General features: G+C 63.5%; 27 protein-coding genes and 1 pseudogene. 10 read left to right on the top strand and 18 right to left on the bottom strand.

Annotated features, from left to right (window positions below; genetic code table 11):
* Positions 1-2: 2 nt before the first annotated feature.
* From P6U30_RS04425 to P6U30_RS04400, 6 genes are all read right to left on the bottom strand, one after another.
* Positions 3-1,880 carry a feruloyl-CoA synthase gene (locus P6U30_RS04425; protein WP_407168322.1) on the bottom strand — a complete coding sequence of 626 codons (1,878 nt, stop codon included), beginning with the start codon at positions 1,878-1,880 and terminating at the stop codon, positions 3-5.
* Complete coding sequence (locus tag P6U30_RS04420; protein ID WP_407168321.1) at positions 1,877-2,671, bottom strand: crotonase/enoyl-CoA hydratase family protein; 795 nt, start codon at positions 2,669-2,671, stop codon at positions 1,877-1,879. Before P6U30_RS04420 ends, P6U30_RS04425 begins: the two co-directional genes overlap by 4 nt.
* 570 nt (positions 2,672-3,241) lie before the next feature.
* On the bottom strand, positions 3,242-3,703 hold the full coding sequence (locus tag P6U30_RS04415; protein ID WP_407168320.1) for a DUF3237 domain-containing protein: 462 nt from the start codon (positions 3,701-3,703) through the stop codon (positions 3,242-3,244).
* A 4-nt stretch (positions 3,704-3,707) separates the two neighbouring features.
* The gene (locus P6U30_RS04410; RefSeq protein ID WP_407168319.1) at positions 3,708-5,012 is read right to left on the bottom strand and encodes a TRAP transporter large permease; all 1,305 of its coding nucleotides are present in this window, start codon (positions 5,010-5,012) and stop codon (positions 3,708-3,710) included.
* Between the two features lie 6 nt (positions 5,013-5,018).
* Positions 5,019-5,585 carry a TRAP transporter small permease gene (locus tag P6U30_RS04405; protein WP_280974078.1) on the bottom strand — a complete coding sequence of 189 codons (567 nt, stop codon included), beginning with the start codon at positions 5,583-5,585 and terminating at the stop codon, positions 5,019-5,021.
* Between the two features lie 127 nt (positions 5,586-5,712).
* Entirely contained in the window at positions 5,713-6,735 is a 1,023-nt protein-coding gene (locus tag P6U30_RS04400) for a TRAP transporter substrate-binding protein (RefSeq protein WP_407168318.1), read from the bottom strand.
* 284 nt (positions 6,736-7,019) lie between these two features.
* On the opposite strand from P6U30_RS04400, the gene pobA reads away from it, so the two are divergent.
* Both pobA and P6U30_RS04390 read left to right on the top strand, forming a co-directional pair.
* A complete protein-coding gene (gene pobA, locus P6U30_RS04395) occupies positions 7,020-8,189 on the top strand; it encodes a 4-hydroxybenzoate 3-monooxygenase (protein WP_407168317.1) in 1,170 nt (389 codons plus the stop codon).
* Positions 8,190-8,587: 398 nt separating this feature from the next.
* Positions 8,588-9,040, top strand: coding sequence for a PaaI family thioesterase (locus P6U30_RS04390; RefSeq protein ID WP_407168316.1), 453 nt, complete (start codon positions 8,588-8,590; stop codon positions 9,038-9,040).
* A gap of 87 nt (positions 9,041-9,127) precedes the next feature.
* Here the strand turns inward: P6U30_RS04390 and P6U30_RS04385 are convergent, their stop codons facing one another.
* The gene (locus P6U30_RS04385; protein WP_407168315.1) at positions 9,128-10,021 is read right to left on the bottom strand and encodes a LysR family transcriptional regulator; all 894 of its coding nucleotides are present in this window, start codon (positions 10,019-10,021) and stop codon (positions 9,128-9,130) included.
* Positions 10,022-10,139: 118 nt separating this feature from the next.
* Between P6U30_RS04385 and P6U30_RS04380 the strand changes: the two genes are divergently transcribed.
* On the top strand, positions 10,140-10,775 hold the full coding sequence (locus P6U30_RS04380; RefSeq protein WP_407168314.1) for a pyridoxamine 5'-phosphate oxidase family protein: 636 nt from the start codon (positions 10,140-10,142) through the stop codon (positions 10,773-10,775).
* Here the strand turns inward: P6U30_RS04380 and P6U30_RS04375 are convergent.
* Complete coding sequence (locus tag P6U30_RS04375; protein ID WP_407168313.1) at positions 10,772-11,500, bottom strand: glutathione S-transferase family protein; 729 nt, start codon at positions 11,498-11,500, stop codon at positions 10,772-10,774. The two genes, P6U30_RS04380 and P6U30_RS04375, sit on opposite strands and share 4 nt — an antisense overlap.
* A gap of 62 nt (positions 11,501-11,562) precedes the next feature.
* Complete coding sequence (locus P6U30_RS04370) at positions 11,563-11,796, bottom strand: hypothetical protein (protein WP_407168312.1); 234 nt, start codon at positions 11,794-11,796, stop codon at positions 11,563-11,565.
* Positions 11,797-11,950: 154 nt separating this feature from the next.
* Between P6U30_RS04370 and P6U30_RS04365 the strand changes: the two are divergent.
* Positions 11,951-12,644: pseudogene (locus P6U30_RS04365) on the top strand (helix-turn-helix transcriptional regulator).
* Entirely contained in the window at positions 12,644-12,961 is a 318-nt protein-coding gene (locus P6U30_RS04360) for a YkgJ family cysteine cluster protein (RefSeq protein WP_407168311.1), read from the top strand. The pseudogene P6U30_RS04365 and the gene P6U30_RS04360 overlap by 1 nt, the downstream one beginning before the upstream one ends.
* Positions 12,962-12,974: 13 nt before the next feature.
* On the opposite strand, the gene P6U30_RS04355 is transcribed toward P6U30_RS04360, so the two are convergent.
* From P6U30_RS04355 to chrA, 3 genes are all read right to left on the bottom strand, one after another.
* A complete protein-coding gene (locus tag P6U30_RS04355; RefSeq protein WP_407168310.1) occupies positions 12,975-13,379 on the bottom strand; it encodes a hypothetical protein in 405 nt (134 codons plus the stop codon).
* Between the two features lie 171 nt (positions 13,380-13,550).
* A complete protein-coding gene (locus tag P6U30_RS04350; protein WP_407168309.1) occupies positions 13,551-13,904 on the bottom strand; it encodes a DUF3307 domain-containing protein in 354 nt (117 codons plus the stop codon).
* A 1,016-nt stretch (positions 13,905-14,920) separates the two neighbouring features.
* Entirely contained in the window at positions 14,921-16,120 is a 1,200-nt protein-coding gene (gene chrA, locus P6U30_RS04345) for a chromate efflux transporter (RefSeq protein ID WP_407168308.1), read from the bottom strand.
* 140 nt (positions 16,121-16,260) lie between these two features.
* On the opposite strand from chrA, the gene P6U30_RS04340 reads away from it, so the two are divergent.
* A complete protein-coding gene (locus P6U30_RS04340) occupies positions 16,261-17,073 on the top strand; it encodes an extracellular solute-binding protein (protein WP_407168307.1) in 813 nt (270 codons plus the stop codon).
* Here the strand turns inward: P6U30_RS04340 and P6U30_RS04335 are convergent.
* The 4 genes from P6U30_RS04335 to P6U30_RS04320 form a co-directional block, all read right to left on the bottom strand.
* Positions 17,047-17,745 (bottom strand): ABC transporter permease, encoded by a 699-nt coding sequence (locus tag P6U30_RS04335; RefSeq protein WP_407168306.1) that lies wholly within the window; start codon positions 17,743-17,745, stop codon positions 17,047-17,049. The genes P6U30_RS04340 and P6U30_RS04335 overlap by 27 nt on opposite strands.
* 191 nt (positions 17,746-17,936) lie before the next feature.
* The gene (locus P6U30_RS04330) at positions 17,937-18,923 is read right to left on the bottom strand and encodes a cysteine synthase A (RefSeq protein ID WP_407168305.1); all 987 of its coding nucleotides are present in this window, start codon (positions 18,921-18,923) and stop codon (positions 17,937-17,939) included.
* A 268-nt stretch (positions 18,924-19,191) separates the two neighbouring features.
* The gene (locus tag P6U30_RS04325; RefSeq protein ID WP_407168304.1) at positions 19,192-19,953 is read right to left on the bottom strand and encodes a Crp/Fnr family transcriptional regulator; all 762 of its coding nucleotides are present in this window, start codon (positions 19,951-19,953) and stop codon (positions 19,192-19,194) included.
* A 267-nt stretch (positions 19,954-20,220) separates the two neighbouring features.
* Positions 20,221-20,580 (bottom strand): PRC-barrel domain-containing protein, encoded by a 360-nt coding sequence (locus tag P6U30_RS04320; RefSeq protein ID WP_407150177.1) that lies wholly within the window; start codon positions 20,578-20,580, stop codon positions 20,221-20,223.
* Between the two features lie 301 nt (positions 20,581-20,881).
* On the opposite strand from P6U30_RS04320, the gene P6U30_RS04315 reads away from it, so the two are divergent.
* The 3 genes from P6U30_RS04315 to P6U30_RS04305 are packed head-to-tail and all read left to right on the top strand — an operon-like array spanning position 20,882 to position 21,593.
* A complete protein-coding gene (locus P6U30_RS04315) occupies positions 20,882-21,070 on the top strand; it encodes a hypothetical protein (RefSeq protein WP_407168303.1) in 189 nt (62 codons plus the stop codon).
* A 34-nt stretch (positions 21,071-21,104) separates the two neighbouring features.
* The gene (locus tag P6U30_RS04310) at positions 21,105-21,320 is read left to right on the top strand and encodes a hypothetical protein (RefSeq protein ID WP_407168302.1); all 216 of its coding nucleotides are present in this window, start codon (positions 21,105-21,107) and stop codon (positions 21,318-21,320) included.
* Positions 21,321-21,371: 51 nt separating this feature from the next.
* Positions 21,372-21,593: a hypothetical protein gene (locus P6U30_RS04305; RefSeq protein ID WP_407168301.1), complete on the top strand. Its 222-nt coding sequence runs from the start codon at positions 21,372-21,374 to the stop codon at positions 21,591-21,593.
* A gap of 334 nt (positions 21,594-21,927) precedes the next feature.
* Here P6U30_RS04305 and P6U30_RS04300 read toward each other — a convergent pair whose 3' ends face one another.
* Complete coding sequence (locus P6U30_RS04300; protein ID WP_407170349.1) at positions 21,928-22,806, bottom strand: DUF6537 domain-containing protein; 879 nt, start codon at positions 22,804-22,806, stop codon at positions 21,928-21,930.
* A 31-nt stretch (positions 22,807-22,837) separates the two neighbouring features.
* Positions 22,838-23,506, bottom strand: a complete 669-nt coding sequence (locus P6U30_RS04295; RefSeq protein ID WP_407168300.1) for a Crp/Fnr family transcriptional regulator — start codon at positions 23,504-23,506, stop codon at positions 22,838-22,840.
* 315 nt (positions 23,507-23,821) lie between these two features.
* Here P6U30_RS04295 and P6U30_RS04290 point away from each other — a divergent pair, with 315 nt between their 5' ends.
* Positions 23,822-24,934 carry a cyclic nucleotide-gated ion channel gene (locus P6U30_RS04290; RefSeq protein WP_407168299.1) on the top strand — a complete coding sequence of 371 codons (1,113 nt, stop codon included), beginning with the start codon at positions 23,822-23,824 and terminating at the stop codon, positions 24,932-24,934.
* Positions 24,935-24,938: the final 4 nt, after the last annotated feature.

Here is a 24,938-nt window from a genome sequence, read left to right as displayed (position 1 = left end):
AATCAGGTGAGCGTGATCACGGATGCCGGCGGCACCGGCGCATAGAGTGTTTCGATCAGCAAGTTGCGATGCTCCAGCACCGCGCGCTGGTTGATCGAACCTTTGTCGGTGACTTCGCCGCGATCGATCGACAGCGGCGTGTCGAGCAGGACCGCGCGGGTAATTCGGTTCGATGAGCCAGTGGCGGTAGCGAGGAATCGGGCGAAGCGCTCGCGGAAGGCTGCGCGCACCAGGGGATCGGCGGCCGCCGCGGCGATGTCGTTGGCCGCAAGATTAGGATTGATCAGGCGGCAACCATCGAGATCGAGGATGACGATGGCCGAGATCTCGTCGCGGTTGAGACCCGCGATCACGACGTCGCGCACCAGCGGCGCGCAGGTGCCGACGAAGCGCGCCCGCAATGGGCCGACGCTGACCCAGGTGCCGCTCGCCAGCTTGAAGTCCTCGGCGATACGGCCGTCGAAGTCGAAGCCGGCAGCAAAATCGCCGGAACTGGCGGGCTTCAGCGCGTCACCGAACTTGTAGAAGCCTTCCTCGTCGAACGCCTTGGCGGTCAACTCCGGCTGGCGCCAGTAGCCCGGCGTCACGTTCGGCCCCTTGGCGCGGACCTCCAGCTTGCCGTTGTTCGGCACCAGCTTGGCATCATTGCCCGACACCGGAAGCCCGACGTGGCCGGAGCGGCTGGTGTCGGGGCGCACCGACATGAAGAACGGCGAGGTTTCGGTGGCGCCGAGGCCTGTCAGCATCGGCACCCGATAGCCCTTCTCCCGCACCGCAAGCTCGTCGAGGCTGTTCCAGACGAACGGCGACAGCGCCGCGCCCGAGAAGAACATCGCATGCAGCCGGTCGAAGAATTTCGCCCGCAAGCCCGCATCGTCGCGCAAATAGGGCAGCAGCGATTCGTAGCCCTTAGGAACATTGAAGTAGACCGTCGGCGAGATCTCGCGCAGGTTTCGCACGGTCTCCTCGATGCCGCCCGGCATCGGCTTGCCCTCGTCGAGATACATCGAGCCGCCGTTGTAGAGCGTCAGCCCGATATTGTGGTTGCCGCCGAAGGTGTGATTCCACGGCAGCCAGTCGACGATCACCGGCGGCTCGTCCTTCAGGAACGCCAGCGTCTCGCGCAACATCACCTGGTTGGCGCAGATCATGCGCTGGGTATTGATGACGGCCTTGGGGTTGCCGGTCGACCCCGACGTGAGCAGGAATTTTGCGATCGTGTCCGGGCCGATTGCCTCATGGACCGCGTCAAGGCGCGGATCTTCGGGCGTCGCGAGGAGATCGGCGAGCCTGACAATGTCACGGCCGGGCACCGCGCCGCGGCTGGCCACGATCTCGATACCCGTGGGCACATTGGCGATCAGCGCATCGGCGAACTTGTCGGCGTCGTCAACGAAGACGAGGCCCGGCGTCAGCAGCTTGATCAGGAAATTGAGCTTGCCGTAATCGCGGGACACCAGCGAATAGGCAGGGGAAACCGGACAAAACGGAATCCCGGCATAGAGCGCGCCGAACGCGATCAGCGCATGATCAATGGAATTGCCCGACAGGATCACGATCGGCCGCTCGGCGGACAACCCGCGCGCCATCAAGGCCGACGCAAGACGCCTGGTGGTCTCAAGCAATTGCGCGTAGGTGATCTGGCGCCAGCCGCCGTCGGCCCTGCGCTCGGCCATGAACACGCGGTTCGGCTCGACCCTGGCCCAGTGATGCAGGCGGTCGGTGATGCGAACGGGATAGTCGGCAAGCTTCACCCTCGGGCGAAGATAGATCGTGCCGTCGGCGCGACGCTCGACGGTGACCTCGGGATTGCCGAACGAGATCGGGCGCAACGGATGCGCGCTGGCGGCGGTCGCAGACGTATCAGGCTTGGCGCTCATGTCGGCTTCACCTTGGCGGTCTTGCGGTCAAGGAATTCGCGGATGCGCCGCTTGGCTTCCTTGTCGCTCTGCGCGACGGTTGCCATCAGGGATTCCATCAAAAGCCCGGTCTGCGGATTGGCCTCCGCGATCATCGGCAATGCTTGCAGCACGGCGAAATTGGTCAGCGGCGCGTTCGCCGCCACCCGTTCGGCAAGCTCCAGCGCCTTTGCCAGCGAGCCGCCGGCCTCGGTGAGATATTGCGAGAAACCGTAGGAGGCGCCTTCGGTCGCGGAATAGACCCGGCCGGTCAACATCATGTCGGCCATCCGGGGCACGCCGATCAGCCGCGGCAGCCGCACCGATCCGCCGCCGCCAACGAAGATGCCGCGCTGGCCCTCCGGCAGCGCGAAATAGGCAGAAGGCTCGGCGACGCGGATATGCGCAGCACAGGCAAGCTCGAGGCCGCCGCCGATCACCGCGCCCTTCAGCGCGGCAATCACGGGCACGCGGCAATACTGGATGCGGTCGAACACGCGATGCCACATCTGGGAATGGACCAGGCCCTCGGTCGCGTCGCGTTCGGTCAGTTCGGACAGATCGAGCCCCGACGAGAAGTGATCGCCGATGCCGTGGATGACGACGGCACCGATCGTATCGGGAATGGCGGAAAAGCAGTCCTGCAGCGCAAGGATGATGCCGTCGTTCAGCGCGTTGCGCTTAGCGGGACGGTTGAGGCCCACGGTCAGCACCGCGCCGGACTGTTCGATCTTGAGCAGCGCCGCGTCGTCAGCGGCGGAGGCGTTTCCCATGGCGTTATTGCTTCCTGTTCAGAATAGTTATGTTTTATAACGATTAGCGCAGGAGTCAATATAGCTGCTCACGACCATCGCATCCTGAGGTACACGCGCAGGCGGGCCTCGAAGTATGCACGGCCCGGATGTTGGCCGCCGACCCTTCGAGACGGCCGCTGTGCGGCCTCCTCAGGGTGACGGTGATGGAGTTGATACGCATGACTCTCTCCACCCGTCGTCCCTGCGAAAGCACTAGGGCATCTACACATCTTTTCCGGACCGAAAAGTGACTCTCGATCAAGGACTTGCTTGCCACTCGATGACGCCATTTCGCGAGCAGAGCTTAGCAAAAGTGCGGCGTTTCTCTGCGTTGCTAAGCTAAGTCGTTGAGAAGACTCCGGAAGACATGTAGATGCCCTAGTGCGAAAGCAGGGACCCATAACCACAAATGATTATTGTTGAACAATGACGGAACGACGAGTCCCGTTCACGACACAGGCCGCGGAGTACGGGTCCCTGCTGTCGCAGGGACGACACCGAACGTTGGCGGATTCCGGCGGGTGAAACGCGCAAGTGTGCGACAGCGGCTCAGAGTACCTGATGCACGTCGATCACGACGCGGTCGGCGTGGCGCGCGGCGGAAGCGACAAAGATATGCTCCATCAGCCAGCGATATTTCTCGGCGCCGGTCTCGAACTTCGGCACGGTGCGGAAGTAGATCAGCTTCGGATCAACCGGCTCGCCGCGCTTCAGCTTCTGCAGCAGATCAACCGGCCCGAACCGGATGCCCTTGTTCTCGACATAGACCACGGCGCCGTCGTCGGTCTCGAAGGCATATTTCGCCTCGAGTTCGATCAGCTCGTTGGGCCGGATGATCTGGAAGTCGGCGCCGAAGCTCAGCACCCTGCCGTTGACCTGCTCGCCCCTCACCTCGCCGCCGATGATCGGGATGATGCGGCGGACGCCGGTCCCGATGTCGCCGGCGGAGGTCACGTCGGCGATCCGCGCGGTGATGGTGAAGACAAATTTGGTCTGGAGATCTGGCGGCATCGGTCTAGCCAATCATGCGCTGCGGCAACCAGGTCGCGAGCAGCGGGAACAGGATCAGGATCACCAGCCGGATCAGATCGGTGATCACGAACGGCAGCACACCGGCAAAGATGGTCGACATGTTGACGTCCTTGATCACGCTCTTGATCACGAACACGTTCATGCCGACCGGCGGATGGATCAGGCCGAGCTCGACCGTCATCACGATGATGATGCCGAACCAGATCGGGTCGAAGCCGAGCGAGGTGACGACCGGGAATACGATCGGCACGGTGAGGATCACCATCGCCATCGCATCCATCAGGCAGCCCAGCACGATGTACATCAGCAGGATCAGCGCCAGCACGCCATAAGGGCCAATGCCGAGCCCGGTGAGGAAGGCGGTGACGTTCTGCGGCGTCTGGGTGATGGTGAGGAAATAGCCGAAGCAGAGCGCGCCGATCAGCACGGTGAACACGGCGGCCGCGGTGCGGGTCGCCTGCAACAGCGATTGCAGGATGCCGTCCTTCGAGAGCCTGCCGCGGAGGACGCCGATGATGAAGGCGCCGACCGCACCGACGGCGCCGGCTTCGGTCGGGACGAAGAAGCCGCCATAGAGGCCGCCGATCACGAACAGAAACAGCAGCGACGGCGCCCAGACATCGCGCAGCGCCAGGATGCGCTCCGGCCATTTGGCCTTCGGCCCCGCCGGCAGGAATCCTGGCCGGGTCACGCCGATGATGCCGATCGTGATCATGTGCATGACGATCGCGAGCAGGCCCGGGACAACGCCGGCGATGAACAGCTTGCCGATATCCTGCTGCGTGATGATGCCGTAGACCGCAAGCACGGTGGACGGCGGCAGCATCGCCCCCAGCGTGCCGCCGACCGCGATCACACCGGTCGAGAACGATTGCGGATAGCCGAAGCGGCGCATCTCGGGATAGGCCACCGCGGAGAATGTCGCGGCGGTCGCGACCGACGAGCCGGAGATCGCGGCAAAGCCGCCGCAGGCGGCGATGGTGGCAATGCCGAGCCCGCCCTTCCAGTGACCGACGAAGGTGTTGGCGGCGCGGAACAGCTCGCGGCTGATGCCGGAAACGGACACGAAGGCACCCATCAGCAGGAACATCGGAATCACGCCGAACGAATAATCGGTCACCGTGCGCATCGTGGTCTGGCCGACCAGCTTCAGCGCCGGCTCGAAGCCGGTGAGGTAGCCAAAGCCGGTGATGCCGACGAGGCCCATCGCCATGCCGACGGGCACGCGCAGCAGCATCAGCACGAACAGGCTGACAAAGCCGATGACGGCTACGGTCTCGCTGCTCATCGCCGGCTACTCCGCGGTCTTGATCTTGGCATCGTGGATGTCTTCCGGATGGAAGATCAGCCGGTAGGTGCGGATCGCAATCAACAGCACCGCGGAGACGTCGCCGATCCACGACACCAGAAAGAACGGCCAGACCGGCACGCCGAGATCCATGGTGACGATGTGGCTGTTCCTGGTGTCGATCACCTTGTCGACCAATGTGTAGGTCTGGACCGTGACGACGAACAGCAGCACCAGCGTCGCGAAGATGTCGATCCAGCGCTGGTAGCGCGGCGAGGCATTGGCCCACACCAGGTCCACGGTGATGTGGGTGCCGCGATAGCTGGTCGCCGCGATGCCCCAGAAGATCAGGATGCCGAGCAGGAACTGCCCGAAATTGTAGTAGTCGGGGATCGTCACCGAGAAGAATTTGCGCATGAACACCGCGGTGAAGGTGTTAAGCGCGACGACGCCAACGAAGAACGCAGCGACCCATTCGATCGAATCGATGAAGCGGTCCATGAAATTCTTGCGGGCCGGCTCGGGCGGACCGGTGATGACGCCGTCTTGAGTCACTTCGGGATTGGCAGCCATGATGTCGGACTATCGCTGTCAGCCGGGGTGTCATTCCGGGGCGCTCGCAGCGCGAGCGAACCCGGAATCTGGAGATCGTGGCACGAGATTCCGGGGTCGCGCTGACACGCGCCCCGGAATGACGAAATTACAATCCGGCGTCGTACTTCTTCAGCGTCGCCTGCAGATCGCCGGCGATCTTTTCAGGATCGCCGCCGGCCTTCTTCACCGCCTCGGCCCAACTGTCGTGCAGCGGCTTGACCGCCTTCTTCCACTCGGCGAGCTGATCCGGGGTCAATTGATAGACCTCGTGCCCGGATAGCGCCTTCATCTTGGTGCGGCCGTTGGCCTCGAACTCGGTCCAGGGATCGGTGACCTTGGACGCCCATTCCGGAGTGCAGTGATCGTCGATCACCTTCTTCTGGGCAGCCGACATCGCGTTATATTTGGCAAGGTTGATGTTGTAGGTGAACACGGTCGTGTAGAGCGGCACGTCCATGTGGTACTTCACCACCTTGTCGATACCGAACAGGAAGATCGAGCCCCAGGGGAAGGTGATCTCGTCGGCCACGCCGCGTTCGATGGCGTCGCGCGATTCCGGCGCGGACGCTTGCACATTGGTGCCGCCGAACATCTTGACCATCTCGCCGATCGTGCTCTGTGCCGGGCGCACCTTCACACCGTTGAGGTCGCTCGGCAGCAGGATCTTCTTCTTGCCGTGCAACGCGCCCGGATCGTGGATGAAGGCGAAGCAGAGCTTGGTGTCCTTCATCTCGGTCGGCGCGTATTTGTGGTACCACTCGTTCAGCGCCAGCGTGCCCTTCTTGCCGTCGGCAAACACGAACGGAAGCTGGCCTGCGGCCGCGATCGGGAAGCGGCCGGGCTGATAGCCGGGATTGACGTAGGTAACATCGGCGATGCCGTCGCGCGCCATGTCATAGTGATCGAACGCCTTGCCGAGCTGCTCGGACGGGAACACGGTCACCTTGATGGTGCCGCCCGAGGCTTTGTCGATGTCGGCGGCCCAGGCCTGCGTCGCCGGGACCAGCGGATGCGCCGGCGGCACCCACAGCGATACTTTGAGATTGACGGTCTTGTCCTGCGCCAAGGCAGGGGCAACAGCCGGCGTGACGCCCGCAGCCACGAGCAGCGCCAACAACGCCTTCCTCATCGAATATCCTCCCTCTCCATGACGGCGGGCTTCGCGCCCGGTCTCATTACTTAACATGTTATATAATTCGCGCGTTTGTTCAAGACGAAATGCGCCGGGCGGACACCGCGCCGCACCGGAGGTCATCCGGCCGAATCGGTCTCTTGCATTGCGGCGAAGTCCCTACGCTGATCAAACGCGCTTTGCGAAGACTGTTATATGATATAATCACCATGGCAAGCCGGCGACGGCAGCCCGCGACGCACGGGCGATGATCAAGCCTACCTTATCGGGAGGAGCGGGTATTGCGGACAAAAGTAGCAATCATAGGCGCAGGTCCGGCCGGACTGTTGCTTGGGCAACTACTTCATACTTTTGGCGTAGATAACGTGATCCTTGAGCGCCAGACCCCGGAATATGTGCTCGGGCGTATTCGCGCCGGCCTGCTCGAAGAAGGCACGGTGTCCCTGCTCGAGAAGGTCGGGGCCGCCGACCGCCTGCATCGCGAGGGTCTGGTCCATCACGGCGTCGAATTGGCGTTCGGCGGTGCACGGCACCGCATCGACATGCATGGCCTGACCAGCAAGACCGTAACGATCTACGGCCAGACCGAGGTCACGCTCGACCTGATGAACGCCCGCAAGGCCGCCGGGCTGACCTCCATCTATTCGGCCAGCGACGTCAAGCCGCATGATTTCGACACCGAGCAACCGCGCGTCACCTATGTGAAGGATGGAGTCAGCTATGAAATTGCTTGCGACTTCATCGCCGGTTGCGACGGTTTCCACGGAGTCAGCCGCGCCAGTGTGCCGGCGTCGGCGATCACGAGCTATGAGCGGGTGTATCCATTCGGTTGGCTCGGCATCCTCTCGGAAACGCCGCCGGTGTCGCCGGAGCTGATCTATAACAACCACGAGCGCGGCTTCGCGCTCTGCACCATGCGTTCAACTCATCGGAGCCGCTATTACGTACAATGTCCCCTCGATGATCATGTCGATCAGTGGTCGGACGAGCGGTTCTGGGACGAGCTGAAACGCCGCGTCGACCAGAAGGCCGCCGACGAGCTGGTCACCGGCCCCTCGATCGAGAAGAGCATCGCGCCATTGCGCAGTTTCGTCGCCGAGCCGATGCGATTCGGCCGGATGTTCCTGGCCGGCGACGCCTCGCATATCGTGCCGCCGACCGGGGCCAAGGGCCTGAACCTCGCCGCCAGCGACGTGCATTACCTGTCGCAGGCGTTGCGCGAATATTACGACGAGAAGTCCTCGGCCGGCATCGACGGTTACTCTGCGCGAGCGCTGGCGCGGGTCTGGAAGGCGGTGCGCTTCTCCTGGTGGATGACCTCGATGCTGCACAAGTTCCCCGACGACGGCGAATTCGCCGCGCGGATCCAGATCGCCGAGTTGGATTATCTCGTGAGCTCGAAGGCGGCATCGACGTCGCTGTCGGAGAACTATGTGGGCTTGCCGTTCTAGCGGGATCCGTAGAGTGGGCAAAGCGCAGGAGCCGCAGCCGTAGAGTGGGCAAAGGCGCGCTTGCGCCGTGCCCACCTTCGAGAGCACGCCAGGAATGGTGGGCACGGCGCTGACGCGCCTTTGCCCACCCTACAGCTCCCGACCCGTCATCCTGAGGTGCGAGCGGAGCGAGCCTCGAAGGATGCACGGCCACCAGCCGGGCCGTCGACCCTTCGAGACGCGCGCAAGTGCGCGCTCCTCAGGGTGACGGTGATGGGCTATGCCGTCCCAACAAGATCAAGATTGGCGCGCGCTTTTCAAACACGCCCGCGAATCCCGTTTAAAACTTTGTAGGCGGTGAAACTGTCATCGACATCGCGTTCAATGGCGCAAACGAAATGCCAATGCGCGAGCCTCAGATGAGCACCGATACGCCGATCCTCGACATCCCTGCCGGCTTCGAGCCGCATTTCCGCAAGAGCCCGCTCACCGATCCCTGGGAGCCGCTTTACGCCAAGAGGACCGAAAGAGCCGTCATCATCGGCCTGCGGCTGGCCAAGCCGCACACCAATGCGCGCGGACTGATCCATGGCGGACTGATCGCCGCGCTTGCCGACAACGCGATGGGCTATAGCTGCGGGCAGGCGACAGGCTGGATCACCACGTTTGTCACGATCTCGCTGGCGGTCGATTTCGTCGGCACCGCCAATATCGGGCAATGGCTCGCGGTCGAGAGCGAGGTGATCAAGACCGGCAGCACGATCTGCTTCGCGCAAAGCCTGATCAAGGCCGACGACGTGGCGATCGCACGTGCCAACGGCACCTTCCGCGTGGTACCGAAGAAGGAGAATGTCGTTCCAGGGCGCGCGTGAAACGAACGAACCTCAGACGCGCAATTGCGCATCGGGGGAACCTCGAGACCATAGTTCGACGCCGCGCATCGCTCCGGAATGACACTCCTAGCCGAAATGCCAGTCATCGATCTCGGTGACGAGATCGACGAAGGTACGCACTTTGGCCGACAATAGCCGGGAGGTCGGATAGACGATGTGGATCGGCAGCGCCGGCTGCTCGAACTCCGCAAGCACGATTTTGAGCCGCCCGGCCTTCAGCGACGCGGCCGCCTGATAGGCCAGCACCCGCGTCAGGCCGCCGTCCTGTTCAGCATATTGGATCGCGGCATCGGAGCTGTTGCTGGCAAAGCGCGGCGAGCTCGCGATCCTGATCTCGCGACCGTTCTCCACGAAGCGCCAGTCGGGCGCCGCGGTCATGGCGCCGAACTGGATCATGTCATGCGCCGCGATGTCAGCGGGCCGCTTCGGCTCGCCGCGTGCCCTAAGATAGCCCGGCGAGGCCACCACGATGCGTCGCATCTCGCCGACATGCCGCGCCACCAGCGTCGAGTCGGGCAGATGGCCGATCCTGACCGCGGCATCGACGCCATCCTCGACGAGGTTGACGACACGATCGGTCAGACGCAGGTCGACGCCGACGTCGGGATAGCGCTTGAGGTAGGCGGTCACGATCGGGCTGACATGCAGCCGCCCGAAGCCGACAGGGGCCGAGATCACCAACCGGCCCTCCGGGCGCGTGCGCTCGCCCTCCACCGCATCCTCGGCCTCCTCGACGTCGGCGAGAATCCGCCGCACCCGCTCCAGGTAGCGCGAGCCGGCGTCGGTCAATGTCACCTGCCGGGTGGTCCGCTGCAACAGCCGCGCACCGAGCCGTTCCTCCAGCGCCGCAATCAGCCGCGTCACCGCTGACGGCGACAGGCCGAGCTTGCGAGCGGCAGGCGCGAAGCCTTCGAGGTCGGCCACGGCGACGAAGGCCTGCATGGCGTCGAGACGATCCATGCCAATATTGCATATTCCGCAACAGTGAAGTGTCAATTCACAAGATTGCTTACGTCGCGGAAACGACCATCTTTCCCAACAAGGACGACCGCTTCGGCGCCCATGACGGGAGGCTCAGATGTCAGACGTTCACCCCTATTCCAGCGATGTTGCATTCAGCCCGGCCGTGAAGGCGATCCAGACCCGCAAGGGCTCGCGCGAGGCCTACGCCGAGCGAGAGCAGCGCGGCGGCTTTCGCACCGAGATCGACGAGAACCTCGCCGCGTTCCTCGCCAATGCCAACAGCTTCTATTTTGCCACCGCCTCGGCCGACGGCCAGCCCTATATCCAGCACCGCGGCGGGCCGAAGGGCTTCATCAAGGCTCTCGACAAGCGCACGCTCGCGTTCGCCGACTTCGGCGGCAACCGGCAGTACATCACGCAGGGCAATCTGTCGGAGAATGCCAAGGCGTATATCTTCGTGATGGACTACGCGCATCGCCGCCGCGTCAAGCTCTGGGGCGAGGCGCGCGTGGTGGAGGACGATCCGGCGCTGACGGAGGCGCTGATGCCGCAAGGCTACCGGGCGCGGCCCGAACAAGTGATCCTGTTCAAGATCGCGGCGTGGGATACCAACTGCCCGCAACATATTCCGCAGAAGTTCGACGCGGCTGATGTCGCCGCGGCGCTGGCCTCGCGTGACGAACGCATCGCTGAACTGGAGGCTGAACTCGCCGCATTGAAAGGCCAGCCCGCTCCGGCCGGCGCCGGCTAAGCCGCCTGCTGCAACGGCGCCCAGGCGAACTCGGGATAATATTGCAGCATCATCCGGTCGACATAGGCGGTGAGATTCTCGAATTTCTCAGTGCGTTCGCGCAACGGCGATTCGAAGAACGGCGTCAGGATTCCGGCAAGCGCGCCGAATGCCGTAGCATCGCTGCCGCAAGGCGTCTCGCCCATCAAATAAGGCTTGTCGCCGAGCTGCACCGACAGTGCGAACAACGAACGCATCGCAAGATCGATATCCTCCTCGGGGGCGTGGCGGCCAAGTCCGCTCAGCAGATAATTCTCGGCGACGCGGAACTGTGCATCCTCGCGCATCTTGTCGCGCATGTGATCGGGCGCGCCGTCGAAGAAATGCGCCGGTCCCTTGGCGAAATTGGTATCATCGACCCAGCGTGCGCCGACCAGCGCCCAGTAGACGTGATGCTCGATCATGCGTTCGAAGGCCCAGGCCTGCGCGCGCGCCTGCAGGCTCAGCGGCGCATCGAAGTCGAAGCCGTATTTGCCCTCGATATGGGCGCGGATGAAGGTCGAATCGGCAATCGTCTCGCCGTCATCCGAGATGAACGGCAACTGCCCTTTGGGAGATGCCGGCGGCATCGCCTTCTCCTTGCGATAGTCGAGCCCGGCCATCTTGAGCTGGACCTCGGTCTTGGTCACGAACGGGCTGATTTCCGGCAAGCCGAACCCCGTACCGAAGCCAAAAAGCGTAATCATCTGAAGCTCCCGATTGCCTGATCGTGGGTGGAGGCTAACGCCCCCCTGCTGCCACCATGGTGTCAGCAGCAGTGGCATTCACCGTCGAGCGGACCAACGGGAGCGAGGCGGCGAACCGCCTCGCGAACCCGTTTGACCACCCGCGCCCGCCCGTATGACCAGGCGGCAACGACCGACTGCGCGATCAGCGCAACCAGGGCCCAGCGCAGATCGCCGGAGGTGGAGTAGACTGTGACAAGCTGTTCCAGCGCGAACGTCTGCGCGTGCCGAAAACCGAGTTCGTCTAGATTTGCCATGGACAAATTCCCTTCACTTGAGCTGTTGTCCTGGTATAGCCCCCACCTGCTGCCAACATTCTGTCAGCAGCAGCGACACCGGGGCACAAAAAGGCGACGGGCCGCGAGGCCCGGGATCCGCCGACCGCGAACGAGACTTGCGAAGAGACTTGCCGTGAGACGCGCCGACCGGCTGTTTCAGATCATCCAGGTGCTCCGCCGCACCCGAAAGCCTTTGACCGCGGATTGCGGCGGAGCTCGAGACATCCAAGCGCACGATCTATCGCGACATCGCGACCCTGATCGAGCAGCGGGTGCCGATCCGCGGCGAGGCCGGCATGGGCTACATCCTCGAGAAGGGTTTCGATCTGCCGCCCTTGATGCTGACACCCGACGAGATCGAGGCCTGCGTGCTCGGCGCGCAATGGGTGGTGGGCCACGCCGATCCGGCACTGGCGCGCGCCGCCGAAGACCTGATGGCCAAGATCGCCGAGACCGTGCCCGACCGGCTACGGCCGTTCGTGCTCGAACCGGCAAGCCGCGCACGGTCGGCCTGGAACCGGGAGCCGGACCGCATTGATATGGTCAAGACGCGCAGCCAGATTCACGAGGGCAAGAAGATCACGCTGAACTATCGCGACGAGCACGGCCGCGACAGTGAGCGCACGATCTGGCCGATCGCGGTCGGCTATCACGAAGCGGTGCGGCTGCTCGCCGCCTGGTGCGAGCTGCGCAGGGACTTCCGCAGCTTCCGCACCGACCGCGTGGTGGCCGCGATCTATCACGACGAGAAATACCCGGAGCGGCGCGACCTGCTCAGGGCACGCTGGCGGCGCAGCCTGGTCTGGGAAGCACCGAAGGACACATGATGGCCGCGGACAATGCCAGCGCGGCGGAGAGCAGCCCCTGCCAGTCCTGCGGCGCCTGCTGCAGCTATTCGGAGAACTGGCCGCGGTTCACCGTCGAGGACGACGACCAGCTCGACCTGATCCCGGAGCAGTTCGTCAATGCGCGGCTGTCCGGCATGCGCTGCGTCGGTGACCGCTGCGCGGCACTATCAGGCGAGATCGGGGTGGCGACGCGCTGCGAGGTCTATGCGGTGCGGCCGGAGGTGTGCCGGACCTGCATGCCCGGCGACGCGGAATGCGCAATGGCGCGGCGGCGCCACGGACTGCCGGCGATCTGAGGCTGGGCTTGCCTCAGGCCGTCACCGTCTGAGTGACGTCTTCTTGCTCATCGAGCTCTTCGTCGACCAACGGCGCAAAGGTCGAGAGCGGCTTGGTCGACAGCGTGATCGGCTTGCGTCCGCCATGCGAGGCCGCAGCGGCACGCGCGGGTTGACGCGACAGCGCATACAGGGTCGAGCCGACGCGGCCGCCGAAATGGATCAGCTCACGCTCGGTGCAGCTCGAAGCAATTGCCAGCGCCAGCGCGTGCAGATGGCTGCGGCGATAACAGAACAGCGCCAGCCTCGCCCGGACGTCCGGCGACACGTTGGCGACCAGGAGCGACAGGCCATTGGGATTGGCGCGGTACATCTGGCCGAGCAGGTCGTCGGCAACCGGGCAGGCATCGTTCTCGAAGGCGTCGCGGCTTGAAAACATTTGCAAATCCCCCTCGATCGCGAAGATGCCGCGCAATTCTCTAACGAAAGGTTAACCACGGCTTCCGGTCGTTTCCGGGGGTGCTTGCCCGTTGCACGCGAATCACATCCGCGCCGCAAAGCGGTGGGTTCACGTTCCGAGAGACTAGGGAGGATGGGTGGTGCGAGCCGCTCAGTTCGCGGCCATGTAGATCGACAGCGCAAAGCCGGTGAGGTGGTGCAGGGCCTGGTCGATGCCGATCAGGGTCCAGAACCAAGGATGTCCCGATTCCAGTGTCACGCCGTAATGCGAGGCGCAGTATCCCTTGGCGCGATCGACGGTGATGTGGATGACGAAATCCACGAAGGCGACGTACCAGAAGCGCGGCGCGACGGCCAGGATCAGCACCAGCGCCACGGCGAGGTGGACGAGGCAATGTGCCAGCAGCGGCATTGCCCAGCCGGTCTTCTGGTCCTTGCCGATCGCCATCCAGGCATTCTGCAACACGAAGTCGGCGATGATGTGCTTCGCGGTGAGAAGCAACATCCATCCGACCAGGGCGCCAACCGCAACCGACGATGACATGGAAGGAAACAACAAGCTGACGCCCTTTACTGCGATGAATGCAATTGCAAGAAAATCCGGATCAGACCGTCAGCACAATTCCGCAAACCAAGGCGTGTCGCATTTATGACATCTCCGGCGGTGAAATGCACCTGCGGCGTCTGAAAATCACATGGGCGCCCCTCCGGCGACAGTGGCGATCGTCATGCGGCATCGGGGCGCAGACCGAGATCGGCCAACATTCCAGCGGCGCCAGCGGTTGAAATGAGAGGCCGCGGCGAAGGTTATAGGTCGTGCGGGTCATTCCGACATCGCGCGACAACTGACATTTGGGGTAATGGGTCCCGGCCCCCGTGCGCAATTGCGCACTCGGCCGGGACGACGCTGGGGATAGTTCTCACGCGCTGTCTCAACCCCGTCATTGCGAGGAGCCAACGGGTCGGGCGAACGCGCGCCCGATAACAGGCTCCGCGACGCACCCCATCTCTCCGCCGGCATCCCCGCGCATGGGATCCAGTACGCTGCGGCCTCTCGGGTGCCGATCGCACCTATGGGCCCCGAGCAATGGTAGAAAGCTCGGGGGTAGGACCACAGGTGTAACCGGAGCATCCCGGCTTTCCCTGCGCGATGGGTTACGGCTTATACGTGCTCGCCCCGGCGAGACTGGGCTTGGTTGTCACCGCCGTTGCAAGACGCAATAGCGTCTTGCAACAGGACACCTGCCACTAGGGCGTCAGGCCTGCACGACTTCGCCGTCCGCCTCATGCGCCCTCGTCAGTTGCGCAAGCGGCGTCCACCGCATCTCACCCAGCACTCGTGACGATCGCGAAGCGCCCCTCAAGCGGGTGAGACGAGCGGATTCGTGCCACTGAGTTGCCCGACGAGGGAAGCGGAATATTTCTCCCCTGAGGACTGGACAGCCAAAATCACATTGAAAATATTAATGAAATTAGCCTCTGCGCGCACGCCAAGAGGACAGGAAATCCGTCCATCGGAGCTCACAGCGCCGTCGCCATTCCGGCGAGCGCGCTGAAGACAACAACCACAAGCGGCGGCGCGCGCCAGACCGAGAGCAGCACGAACCCGACCAACGCGATGCCGAAATCGCGGGGCGCAACGACCGTGCTCGTCCACACCGGATGATACAGCGCCGCGCCGAGGATGCCGACGACTGCCGCGTTGACGCCACGCATCATCGCCTGCGCGTCGGATCGCTTCCGAAACGTCTCCCAGAACGGCAGCGCAGCGAGCAGGATCAGAACGCCGGGCAGGAAAATGCCAAGCAGTCCGACGACCGCGCCAGCCACGCCATGCGGCTCGATGTTGACCACGGCGCCAAGATAGGCCGCGAAGGTGAAAAGCGGGCCCGGCACGGCTTGCGCGGCGCCATAGCCGGTCAGGAACGCGTCGTCACTGACCCAGCCAGGCGCGACGACGGCCTCGCGCAGCAGTGGAAGGACGACGTGGCCACCGCCGAACACCAGGGCGCCGGAGCGGTAGAAGGCCTCGAACAGCGCAAGGCCGGAGCCCGGCGCCAATCGCGCCAGCGCCGGCAGACCAATCAGCAGGAGCAAGAACGCCGCCAGCGCGACCAACCCCATCCGGCGCGACACCGACATGGCGAAGTGACCGCCCCCGTTGGTCTGCTCGTTTCGGCACAGCACAAGGCCGGCAAGGCCGCCCAACAGGATGGCGCCGATCTGGGCGATCGACGAGGCGCTGAACAGAATGAGCAGTGCCGCGACCACGGCGATCGACGCGCGCGCCCGGTCGGGACACAGCGTCCGCGCCATGCCCCACACCGCCTGCGCGACGATGGCGACCGCGACAAGCTTCAGCCCGTGCACCAGGCCGTTGCCGGCAGGTCCGCTCAGCGCACTGGCGCCATAGGCAAACAGCACCAGCGCGATGGCCGACGGCAGCGTGAATCCGGTCCACGCCGCCAGCGCACCGGGATAGCCTGCGCGCATCAGACCGAGCGAGAAGCCGACCTGACTGCTTGCCGGCCCAGGCAGGAACTGACACAGCGCCACGAGATCAGCATACGCCAGTTCGTCGAGCCATTTGCGGCGCTCGACGAATTCATGCCGGAAGTAGCCGATATGGGCGATCGGCCCGCCGAACGAGCTCAAGCCTAGTTTCAGGAATGCGGCGAAAACCTCGGCTGCGCTGCCCGCAGGCTGCCTGACGTCCGTCATTGACCTTGCCACCGGAAGCGCGTCATTGGAAACCCCGCGGTCGTTGGATGTTCGCCGACGATCATATCGCAGAAGGTACGCGAGGTCCCCGACAGCCGGCAAATTCGCGCCGGCATCCAGGGAAACGACAAGGAGACGAAATGCGGCAACTCTTCATTGCGCTCGCGGCCATCCTGGCCTGGGGCTCGTCCGCAATGGCGCAAGACCATGCCATCACCGTTGCTTCAACGACGTCGACCGAACAGTCCGGCCTGTTCGGCTATCTGCTCCCCCAGTTCACCAAAACTTCGGGCATTAGCGTGAAGGTCGTCGCCGTCGGCACCGGTCAGGCGCTGGACATCGGCAGACGGGGCGATGCCGATGTGGTGTTCGTTCACGACCGGCCCGCCGAGGACAAGTTCATGTCCGAGGGACAGGGCGTGAAGCGCTTCGACGTCATGTACAACGACTTTGTCATCGTCGGTCCGAAGGCGGATCCGGCTCACATTGCGGGCGACAAGGACGTCGCCGATGCCCTGAGAAAGATCGCGGCGGCAAAGGCACCCTTCATCTCGCGCGGCGATCGATCCGGCACCTACGAGGCCGAGCTGCGGCTCTGGAAGGAGGCCGGCATCGACCTTGCCGCGGCAAAGGGCAGTTGGTACCGCGAGATCGGTCAGGGAATGGGACCGGCGCTCAACATGGCGGCCTCATCCAATGCCTATGTGCTGTCGGACCGCGGCACCTGGTTGTCGTTCAAGAACCGGGGCGATCTCGCCATCCTGACCGAAGGGGACCGGCGGCTGTTCAACCAGTACGGCGTGATGCTGGTCAACCCGGCGAAGCATCCGAACGTGAAGGCCCAGGACGGCCAGGCCTTCATCGACTGGTTGATTTCGCCGGCCGGGCAGACAGCGATCGCCGGCTACAAGGTCGGCGGCGAGCAGCTATTTTTCCCCAATGCGTCCCACTAGCAGAAACGCGACCGTCGAGACCGCGACGCTCAGGGCCAGCAGGATCAGACCGAGCCCGAGCGCCAGCGGCAGGTCGCCCTTGCTGGTTTCGAGCGCAATCGCCGTCGTCATCGTCCGCGTATAGCCGCGAATATTGCCGCCCACGATGAGGATGGCCCCGACCTCGGCAATGGCCCGGCCGAAGGCGGCGAGAAAGGCGGTCAACAACGATGCCCGGCCCAACGCGAACAGCAAGGCAATGCTGCGCAGGCGCGACAGGCCGTCGGTGCGCGCAAGATCGCCGTACTCCATCCACAGCAGCGATGACGGCCGATGCACCAGCGCGACCACGATCGGGGTCGCAAGCAGCATTTGGGCGATCACCATGGCGGTCGGCGTGAACAGCAGTCCGGCAGGCCCGAGGGGCCCCGATCGCGACAGCAGCAGATAGAGCGCGAGGCCAACGACGACTGGCGGGAGCCCGAGCAGGGCATTGGTTAGTACGATGATGACGTGCCGGCCTCGAAAACGGACAATCGCCAGCCAGCCGCCGATCGGGGCCCCGATCACCAAGGCGAGAATGCTCGCGGTCAGGCTGACCCGCAGTGACAGCGCGACGATCCCCAGAAGTTCGGGATCCGCATCACCGATCAAGGACAGGGCTGCGCTTACCGATCGTACGAAGTCGTCCATCCGCCTCTGCATTGCAGCGTCCGGCAGAACGTCTCGACATCGGTGAAACCCGCATCGCCGGCTGCGGTGCAGCATAGCGCACCCTTGCCATGGAGGGTCAAGACTTGCGGTCGCTGAAGCCGCGCGATCTATCGCTATCGGCCGTCATCCGGCCGCCGCGTCGGGATGCAACCAGCTCAGATGACGGGTTGCTATCCCATCCAATGTGGGGTGGGCAGATTTTTCTTGCGCAGAAATTCCGGGTTGAACAGCTTGGATTGATAGCGCTGTCCGCCATCCGCAAGGATGGTCACGATGGTCTTGCCCGGACCAAGGTCGCGCGCAAGTCGCATAGCTCCAACAACGTTGATGGCGCTCGATCCACCGAGCACCAGCCCCTCATGCTCGATCAGATCGAAGAGAATGGGCAACGCTTCCTCATCCGTGATCTGATACGCTACATCAATTGGCGTCCCTTCGAGGTTCCTGGTCACGCGCACTTGTCCTATCCCTTCAGTGATCGAGTCTCCTTCGGTCGTCAGCTCTCCCTTGGTGAACCAGTTATAGAGAGCGGCGCCCATGGGATCGCTGAGCGCAATTCTGACCGCTGGATTGCGCTCCTTGAGGGCTCGCGCCACCCCACCCAATGTCCCGCCACTGCCGACAGCACAGGTAAAGCCATCAACTTTTCCGGCAGTTTGTTCCCAAATCTCCGGCCCAGTCGTGCGGTAATGGCCCTCGCGATTGGCAACGTTGTCGAACTGGTTAGCCCAGAAGGCACCGAGTTCTTCGGCGAGCTGACCGGAATAGCGAGCATAATGACCGGGATTCGCATACGGAACGGCGGGGACCAGTCGCAGGTCCGCACCACACAACCGCAACATGTCCTTCTTCTCCTGACTTTGGGTGTCAGGCATCACGATTACGCTTCGATAGCCGCGTGCATTAGCGACGAGGGCAATGCCGATGCCGACATTTCCCGCCGTGCCCTCGACGATGATACCGCCAGGCTCGAGCTTGCCGCTTCGCTCAGCATCAGTGATCATGGCCAGGGCCGCGCGATCCTTGATCGACCCACCAGGATTGAGAAATTCGGCCTTGCCGTAGATCTCGCAGCCGGTGGCCTCTGACGCCATTCGCAGCCTGATCAATGGTGTATTGCCGATGGAGTCCAAAAATCCCGTTCGGATGCCGTTCATCACCTGCCCACCTCGACCCCAGCAACTTTAGGCTGCTCAACGGACAATTTCGTCATGTAGTTTGGGCGACATAGGCAACGAATTTGGCGTCCAGCCCACCCAATCGGCAATTCTATTCTGCGCCGTGTTTCATTTCCGTTTGTGGCCCTTAACCAAACCTCCCTCTCACCATCGGAACGTCGGCTCGCGAGGTGCAGCGGATATCGGACGTCGTGCAGCACGCGCGCGACGACGAAGCCACCGGCGCACGTCGGAGAGGCCATTCACCTTATCCAGCCGCCGCGTCGGTCACCGCGGCATCGAGCTGCTGACCCTCGTGATCCATGTGCAGGTAGTTCGAATTGAACAGGCCTGCGCGCATCAGGCGGTCGAGGTCGGGAACGGACAAGGTTTTGCCCTTGAGGACGATCAGCCCCTCGGCGCGCAGCTCCTGCAGCGTGCGGTTGACATGGACTTTGGACAGGCCGGTGGCGTCGGCGAGATCGGCCTGGGTCAACGGAAAGTCGCAACTGTCTCCCTTGGTCAGCCCGGCCAGACGCAGGCGCAGCCAAACCTCGCAGAGCAAATGGGCGGTACGCTCCAAGGCGGTGCGCTGGCCGAGATTCATCGTCCATTCGCGCTGGATGGCGGCGTTGACCAGGGTCTCCCACCAGAACGCTGTCACGATGCGCGGATGTCGCACGGCGATGTCATCGAAGAATTCGCGCGAGAGATCGGCGATCGACACCGGCGTGATGGTACCGATCGAATGATCCATCTCGCGCAGGATGAAGATGTTCACGTCGCAAATGTCGCCGGGCAGGAAAAACGACACCACCTGCCGCCGACCATCCTCGAGCTGCTTGTAGCGGCAGGCCCAGCCGGACAGAATCAGATGCACATCCTTTGGCCTGTCGCCCTCGCGCACGATATCGACGCGCGCCCCGAACCGGCGCACACGCTCGGACGCTGCCCGATTGAGAATGGCATGATCCACCGGCGAAAGCCGTACGAATTGCTCAAGCTTTCGAACTAACGATGCCGACGACATTGGTCTCCCCGCACGTTCATCGGGTAACCGCCGGGCTGATTTCAATCACGTATATTACATTGCACAAGTATTGGCGAATGTAGTCGCGATGAACCGTCATCGCGCTTTGGCTCTTGGTTCGCGCATGATCTTTTCGAAGGCCGCTTCAGACTTTCCGGATCATGCTCTGCTCTAGAGGCACGACTTCTTCGACAGCTCTCCTTCAACAACCTCGCCTCGCTTCGTCTCGCAGTGCACCACCGAGACTGCGCGGGCTGCCAGCACCGCTCACACGAACGGCACACCGTAGTAGTCGTTGACCGCCCGCGTGGCGCCGACATCATCCCAATTCCAGTCCCGCTCGCGGCCGTATCTCGGCGCCTCGCGAAGCTGGTCTTCGGTGATACCGGTGACATAGCCACCCAGCCGCGTATCGTACTTCAGGGATTCCCAGGGCAGCGGATAATGGTCGTTGCCGAGCCCGAGAATACCGCCGAAACCAAGCACTGCATAGGAAACGCGCCCGCTCTTCTTGTCGATCATGACACGCTCGATTGAACCGATCTTGCGGTCGTCAGCGCCGTAAACGGCGGTGCCCTCCACCTTGTCGCTGCCGATGAGATTTCCGCTCTCCCTCTCACCTCTCATTGCCAGTTCTCCCTGAGTGTCCGGCTTCGTCAACGACCGCGCAAGATCATCGTTCCCGCGACAATTGCTGCAGCGCATGCCCCCTGACGCATGCGGGCCCCGGCGACGAAATTCGCCGGAGCCCGTCACCGGAGTGGTCCACTGCTCTCGGGGAGCAAAGCAGCGAACGCACGGATGTTACGCGCGGCCGGTAAGATCGTTCCTGCGATCTCGGGCGCGTTTTTCGATCGGCCCGATGTCATAGGTTAACGACGGTCCGCAGGAACCTGCCTAGCATCTTGTTCCCACCTCGGAGGCGGGCATGAAGAAGAAACGCAGCAGATCGCGTCCGATTGGATCGTTCGAGCATCGTCTCCAGAAATTCGCCGACGACGACCGTATCGCGGCTCGCAAGATGCCTGCGGGACGGGAACGTGAAATGCTGATGAGGAAGGCCAGGCAGACCGAGGCGGTGATGGAGGTCAGTGACCTGCTGATTCTCCACGAATAAGCGCGCCCGAACGGGCCTACAGGGAGGGCTCCGAATGATCGAGGAGAAGTTTGATTCACGCACGCTCGCCATCATGAACGCAGCGCTCGACCACGTCTGCGCCGATGCTCTTCGCGGCGAGGAACACGCCACCCGCAAGCGCGTTGCCAGATACATCATCAAATGCGCCAAGAGCGGCAGGACAACCCTTACAGAGTTGACCGAAGCCGGACACCAGGCGCTGGTCAAGGTTGCCGCTGCGGCGGGATAGCCGCCATCATGAGCGCCTGCTGCTCCCGGCCTTGAACAGAGGCAGATACGCATGCGCGTCGCAATCAGCGTCGGCCTGCTGGCCTTTTTGGTCGCCGTCGGCGCCTACGCCTATGAAGGCTTGATGGTATCCGATGCACCGGTGCCGACCTATGGTGTCGTCGCATTCGCCGTCGGAGCCGTCGTCCTGGTCGTCGTCGGCGTCGGCCTGATGGGCCTGTTGTTCTATTCGAGCCGCCACGGCTACGATGAACCTCCGCATATCAAGCGATAGGGCGCGTGGGCTCGCCATCACCGGTCGAGATATAGTTAAGCCCGTCACCCTGCGAGGCTGTGAAACTATGTGGCCGTCATTGCGAGGAGCTCGCGACAAAATTGCAAAGCAATTTTGCGCTGAAGCGACGAAGCAATCCATGCTTCCGCGCACGCGGCGCGTTGGATTGCTTCGCGGAGCCTGTCATCGGGCGGCGCTTCGCGCCGACCCGTTGGCTCGCAATGACGGGGAGCGCACGCACCTTCTCCGTCATCCTGAGGAGCGCGGCACGCGCGTCTCGAAGGATGGACGGCCACCGGCTGCGCGGCCTCCTCAGGGTGACGGCGGTAGAATCTCAACGCGATGACGCGGCCGCCGGCATCCGTGCGCGGATCTCCGCGATTTTGCGCTTCAAGGATGCCTGGCGCGGATCGGGCATGATGGCGGCGCGTGCCTCTGCGATTGCGCCGGCGAGATCGGCGAGCGCAAGCGTGCCGTCGAAGACGGGCTTGGCGAGCCCGTCGATGATCGCGTGCCAGTCCGCGAGGCCCTGGCGATACGGATCGCCGTAGCCGCGGATCATGGTCGCGGTCTGGATGACCGCGACCGTCGCGCTCGGCTGCTTGGTCAGGCTGCGGTCGATCATATGCAGCCAGCGTTCGACCCAGACGCGCTCCTTGGCATAGCGCGCCGAGAACAGCCGCCACCGCTTCAGCCCCGCCTCGATCCGAAGCCGGCGAACGCTGAAACGGGTGTGGCCGCTGAAGCGGATCGAGATCCTTCGGCGGCGCCAGCCGAAGCGTTCGAGCACACCCAGCACGGGGTCGCCGACCACCACCGGCAAGGCGTCGATCAGTTCATCGATACGGAAGATCTTGACATCGTCGACCGAGCGCGGCGCAAGGCCGCCCGCCGCGTTGACCTCGCGCAGCTTGAGCTGCGCGATCCGGATCGGATCCTCATAGGCCATGCGCTGGCCCATCAGCCGCGCGATGTCGGCGAGCATGGCGTCGTCGACCCCGCGCCGGCCGACGAAGCGTCCGAGCCGCTCGATATAGAGCCTGGCGTAGCCGGCGCTCTGATACTCGGTCAGCAAATGAATGGCGTCGCTGACGACCGGGCTGAGCTGCGCGGAGCAGGCATCCGGCGGCACGAGCGGTCCATCGTCCTCGTCACCGATGATATCGGCGAACAGGTAACGGAGCGAAGCCAGCAGACTGTCGTCGTCCGGCACTACGGCGTCTCCAGAACTCGTCACGGCGGGCTCAAGCGGGTTTTGGCTCCGCGACCTGGGGGGTGGCGTGCTGCGCCAGCTGCTGCTCGAGCGTCGCGATGTTCTGGAACAGGCGGGCGCTGGCGAGCCGCAGGAAGTAGAAACCGAACGCAGGATTCTGGACGTAGAGCTGCTCGACCTGGTCGTAGGTCACCGAGAGCACCATGCCGCTCTCCACGCATTCCAGCGTCTGCGTCCGCGTGTTCGACGGCGACAGCATGCCGAACTCGCCGACGATAGCGCCGACCGGCAGCTCGATGCCCGACTCGACCAGACGAAAGCGCCCGCTGACGATGTAAAACATGCTGTCGGCCCTCTCGTCCTTGTAGAACAGCACCTCTCCGGAGGCGCATTTGCGCTCGGTCGTGAACGGTCTCAGCCAATCCATCGACAGATCGCTGTTGACGGATTTCTTCACGCTGCGGACCAATTGCAGCATCTGGTGCAGGCGGTAGGTGTTCAGCGGCAACAGCACGGAATGCAGGATCAGCGTCGCATAGTTATGGGTCGGGATCGCGGTCGCGATCAGGATGATGTTGGTCAGGATGGCGAAGACGCGCAGCGGAATCATGGTCCGCATCGACAGCGTGGCGACCACGAAGATCGATGCGAAGAAACTGCCGGCGGCGCCGGCGTGCTCCACGAGATGCGAGGTATCCATCGGAAACCAACCAGTTCTCAAGAAGTGAATACATTCACCCTATTAGTCGCTGCAGTGCGGTGAAGGTCGCATGTCCGAACCGCTCCCTTGGTATACGGGGAAAACGCGACGTTTTGTCGGGATTCTCACATTTGTGGAAGCAAAATCAGGGCAGTATAGCCGGACGTTCGTCGAACAGGCGGGAGCTCGGCCGCCGCAGCGCGCCGACCCGCACGCGTTGACGGCCTGACCCGGGACGGGGCAGGTTGTGGCCTTGGTCCTCGCTTTCCGGCAGGACCCGTTTCACGCCATTCGTCGACAGGCAACGTACGTCCGATGTTCAAGCGGCTCGCCTTTCCGGTTTTGACACAGTTCGTGTCTGCCACCGCCGGCCGCAACATGACCACGGTGGCCTACGTCGCGGTGACCATCGGCGTCGCGATGATGACGCTGCTGACGGTGGAGCCGGCCTATGACGCAAGCGCGCGCTGGGTCGACGCGCTGTTGTGGGGCTGCCTCGCCTACTTCATCTTCGAGTGGCTGGTGCGGCTGCGCCACATGGGACGGCAGGGCCGGTTCTGGTTCTATGCGTTGTCGGGCGCCGGAGTGGTCGACGCGATCGGCGCGCTGGCCGTGCCGGCCGCCCTGCTCGCCGGTATCGAGCCGAAGACGGCATGGCTGCTCGCGATCCTGTGGACGCTGAAGGTGGTGCCGGGCATCCCCGGCCTGCGGCAGCTCCGGCGCGTGCTGGTGCAGGAATCCGGACCGCTGATCAGCGTGCTGGTGATCTTCCTGATGGTGGTGTTCCTCGCTTCCGTCGCGGAATATTGGCTGGAGCGCGACGTGCAGCCGCAGACCTTCGGCAGCGTGCCGGCGGCGCTGTGGTGGGCGGTGGTGACGCTGACCACCACCGGCTATGGCGACGTGGTGCCGATCACCCCGCTCGGCCGCATAGTCGCTGCCCTCGTCATGATCGCAGGCCTCGGCGTGTTCGGGCTGTGGACCGGCATTCTCGCGACCGGTTTCGCCGCGGAAACCCGCCGCGACAATTTTCTGAAAACCTGGGAGACGGTCGGCAAGGTGCCGTTCTTCACGCATCTCGGCCCCGCCGCGATCGCCGACGTCACCCAGATGCTGCGCACCATCGACCTGCCGCCGCGCGCCACGATCATCCGCAAGGGCACCAGCGGCGACTGCATGTATTTCGTCGCCGCCGGCGAGGTGGCGGTCGACCTGCCCGGCCGCGAGGTGAGGCTCGGCGAAGGCGCGTTCTTCGGCGAGATGGCGCTGCTCGGCAACACCATGCGCGGCGCCGATGTCACGACCACCAAGGTCTCCCGGCTGCTGGTGCTTGACCTGGTCGATTTCCGCCTGTTGATGGCAAGGCATCCCGATCTCGCCGCGACCATCGACGCCGAGGCGAAGCGGCGCGAACTCGAGAACCAATAATGAT

The organism is Bradyrhizobium sp. ORS 111 (genome assembly GCF_045571485.1).
In the GTDB taxonomy this organism is placed as follows: domain Bacteria; phylum Pseudomonadota; class Alphaproteobacteria; order Rhizobiales; family Xanthobacteraceae; genus Bradyrhizobium.
This window is presented reverse-complemented; position numbering and strand designations above follow the sequence as displayed.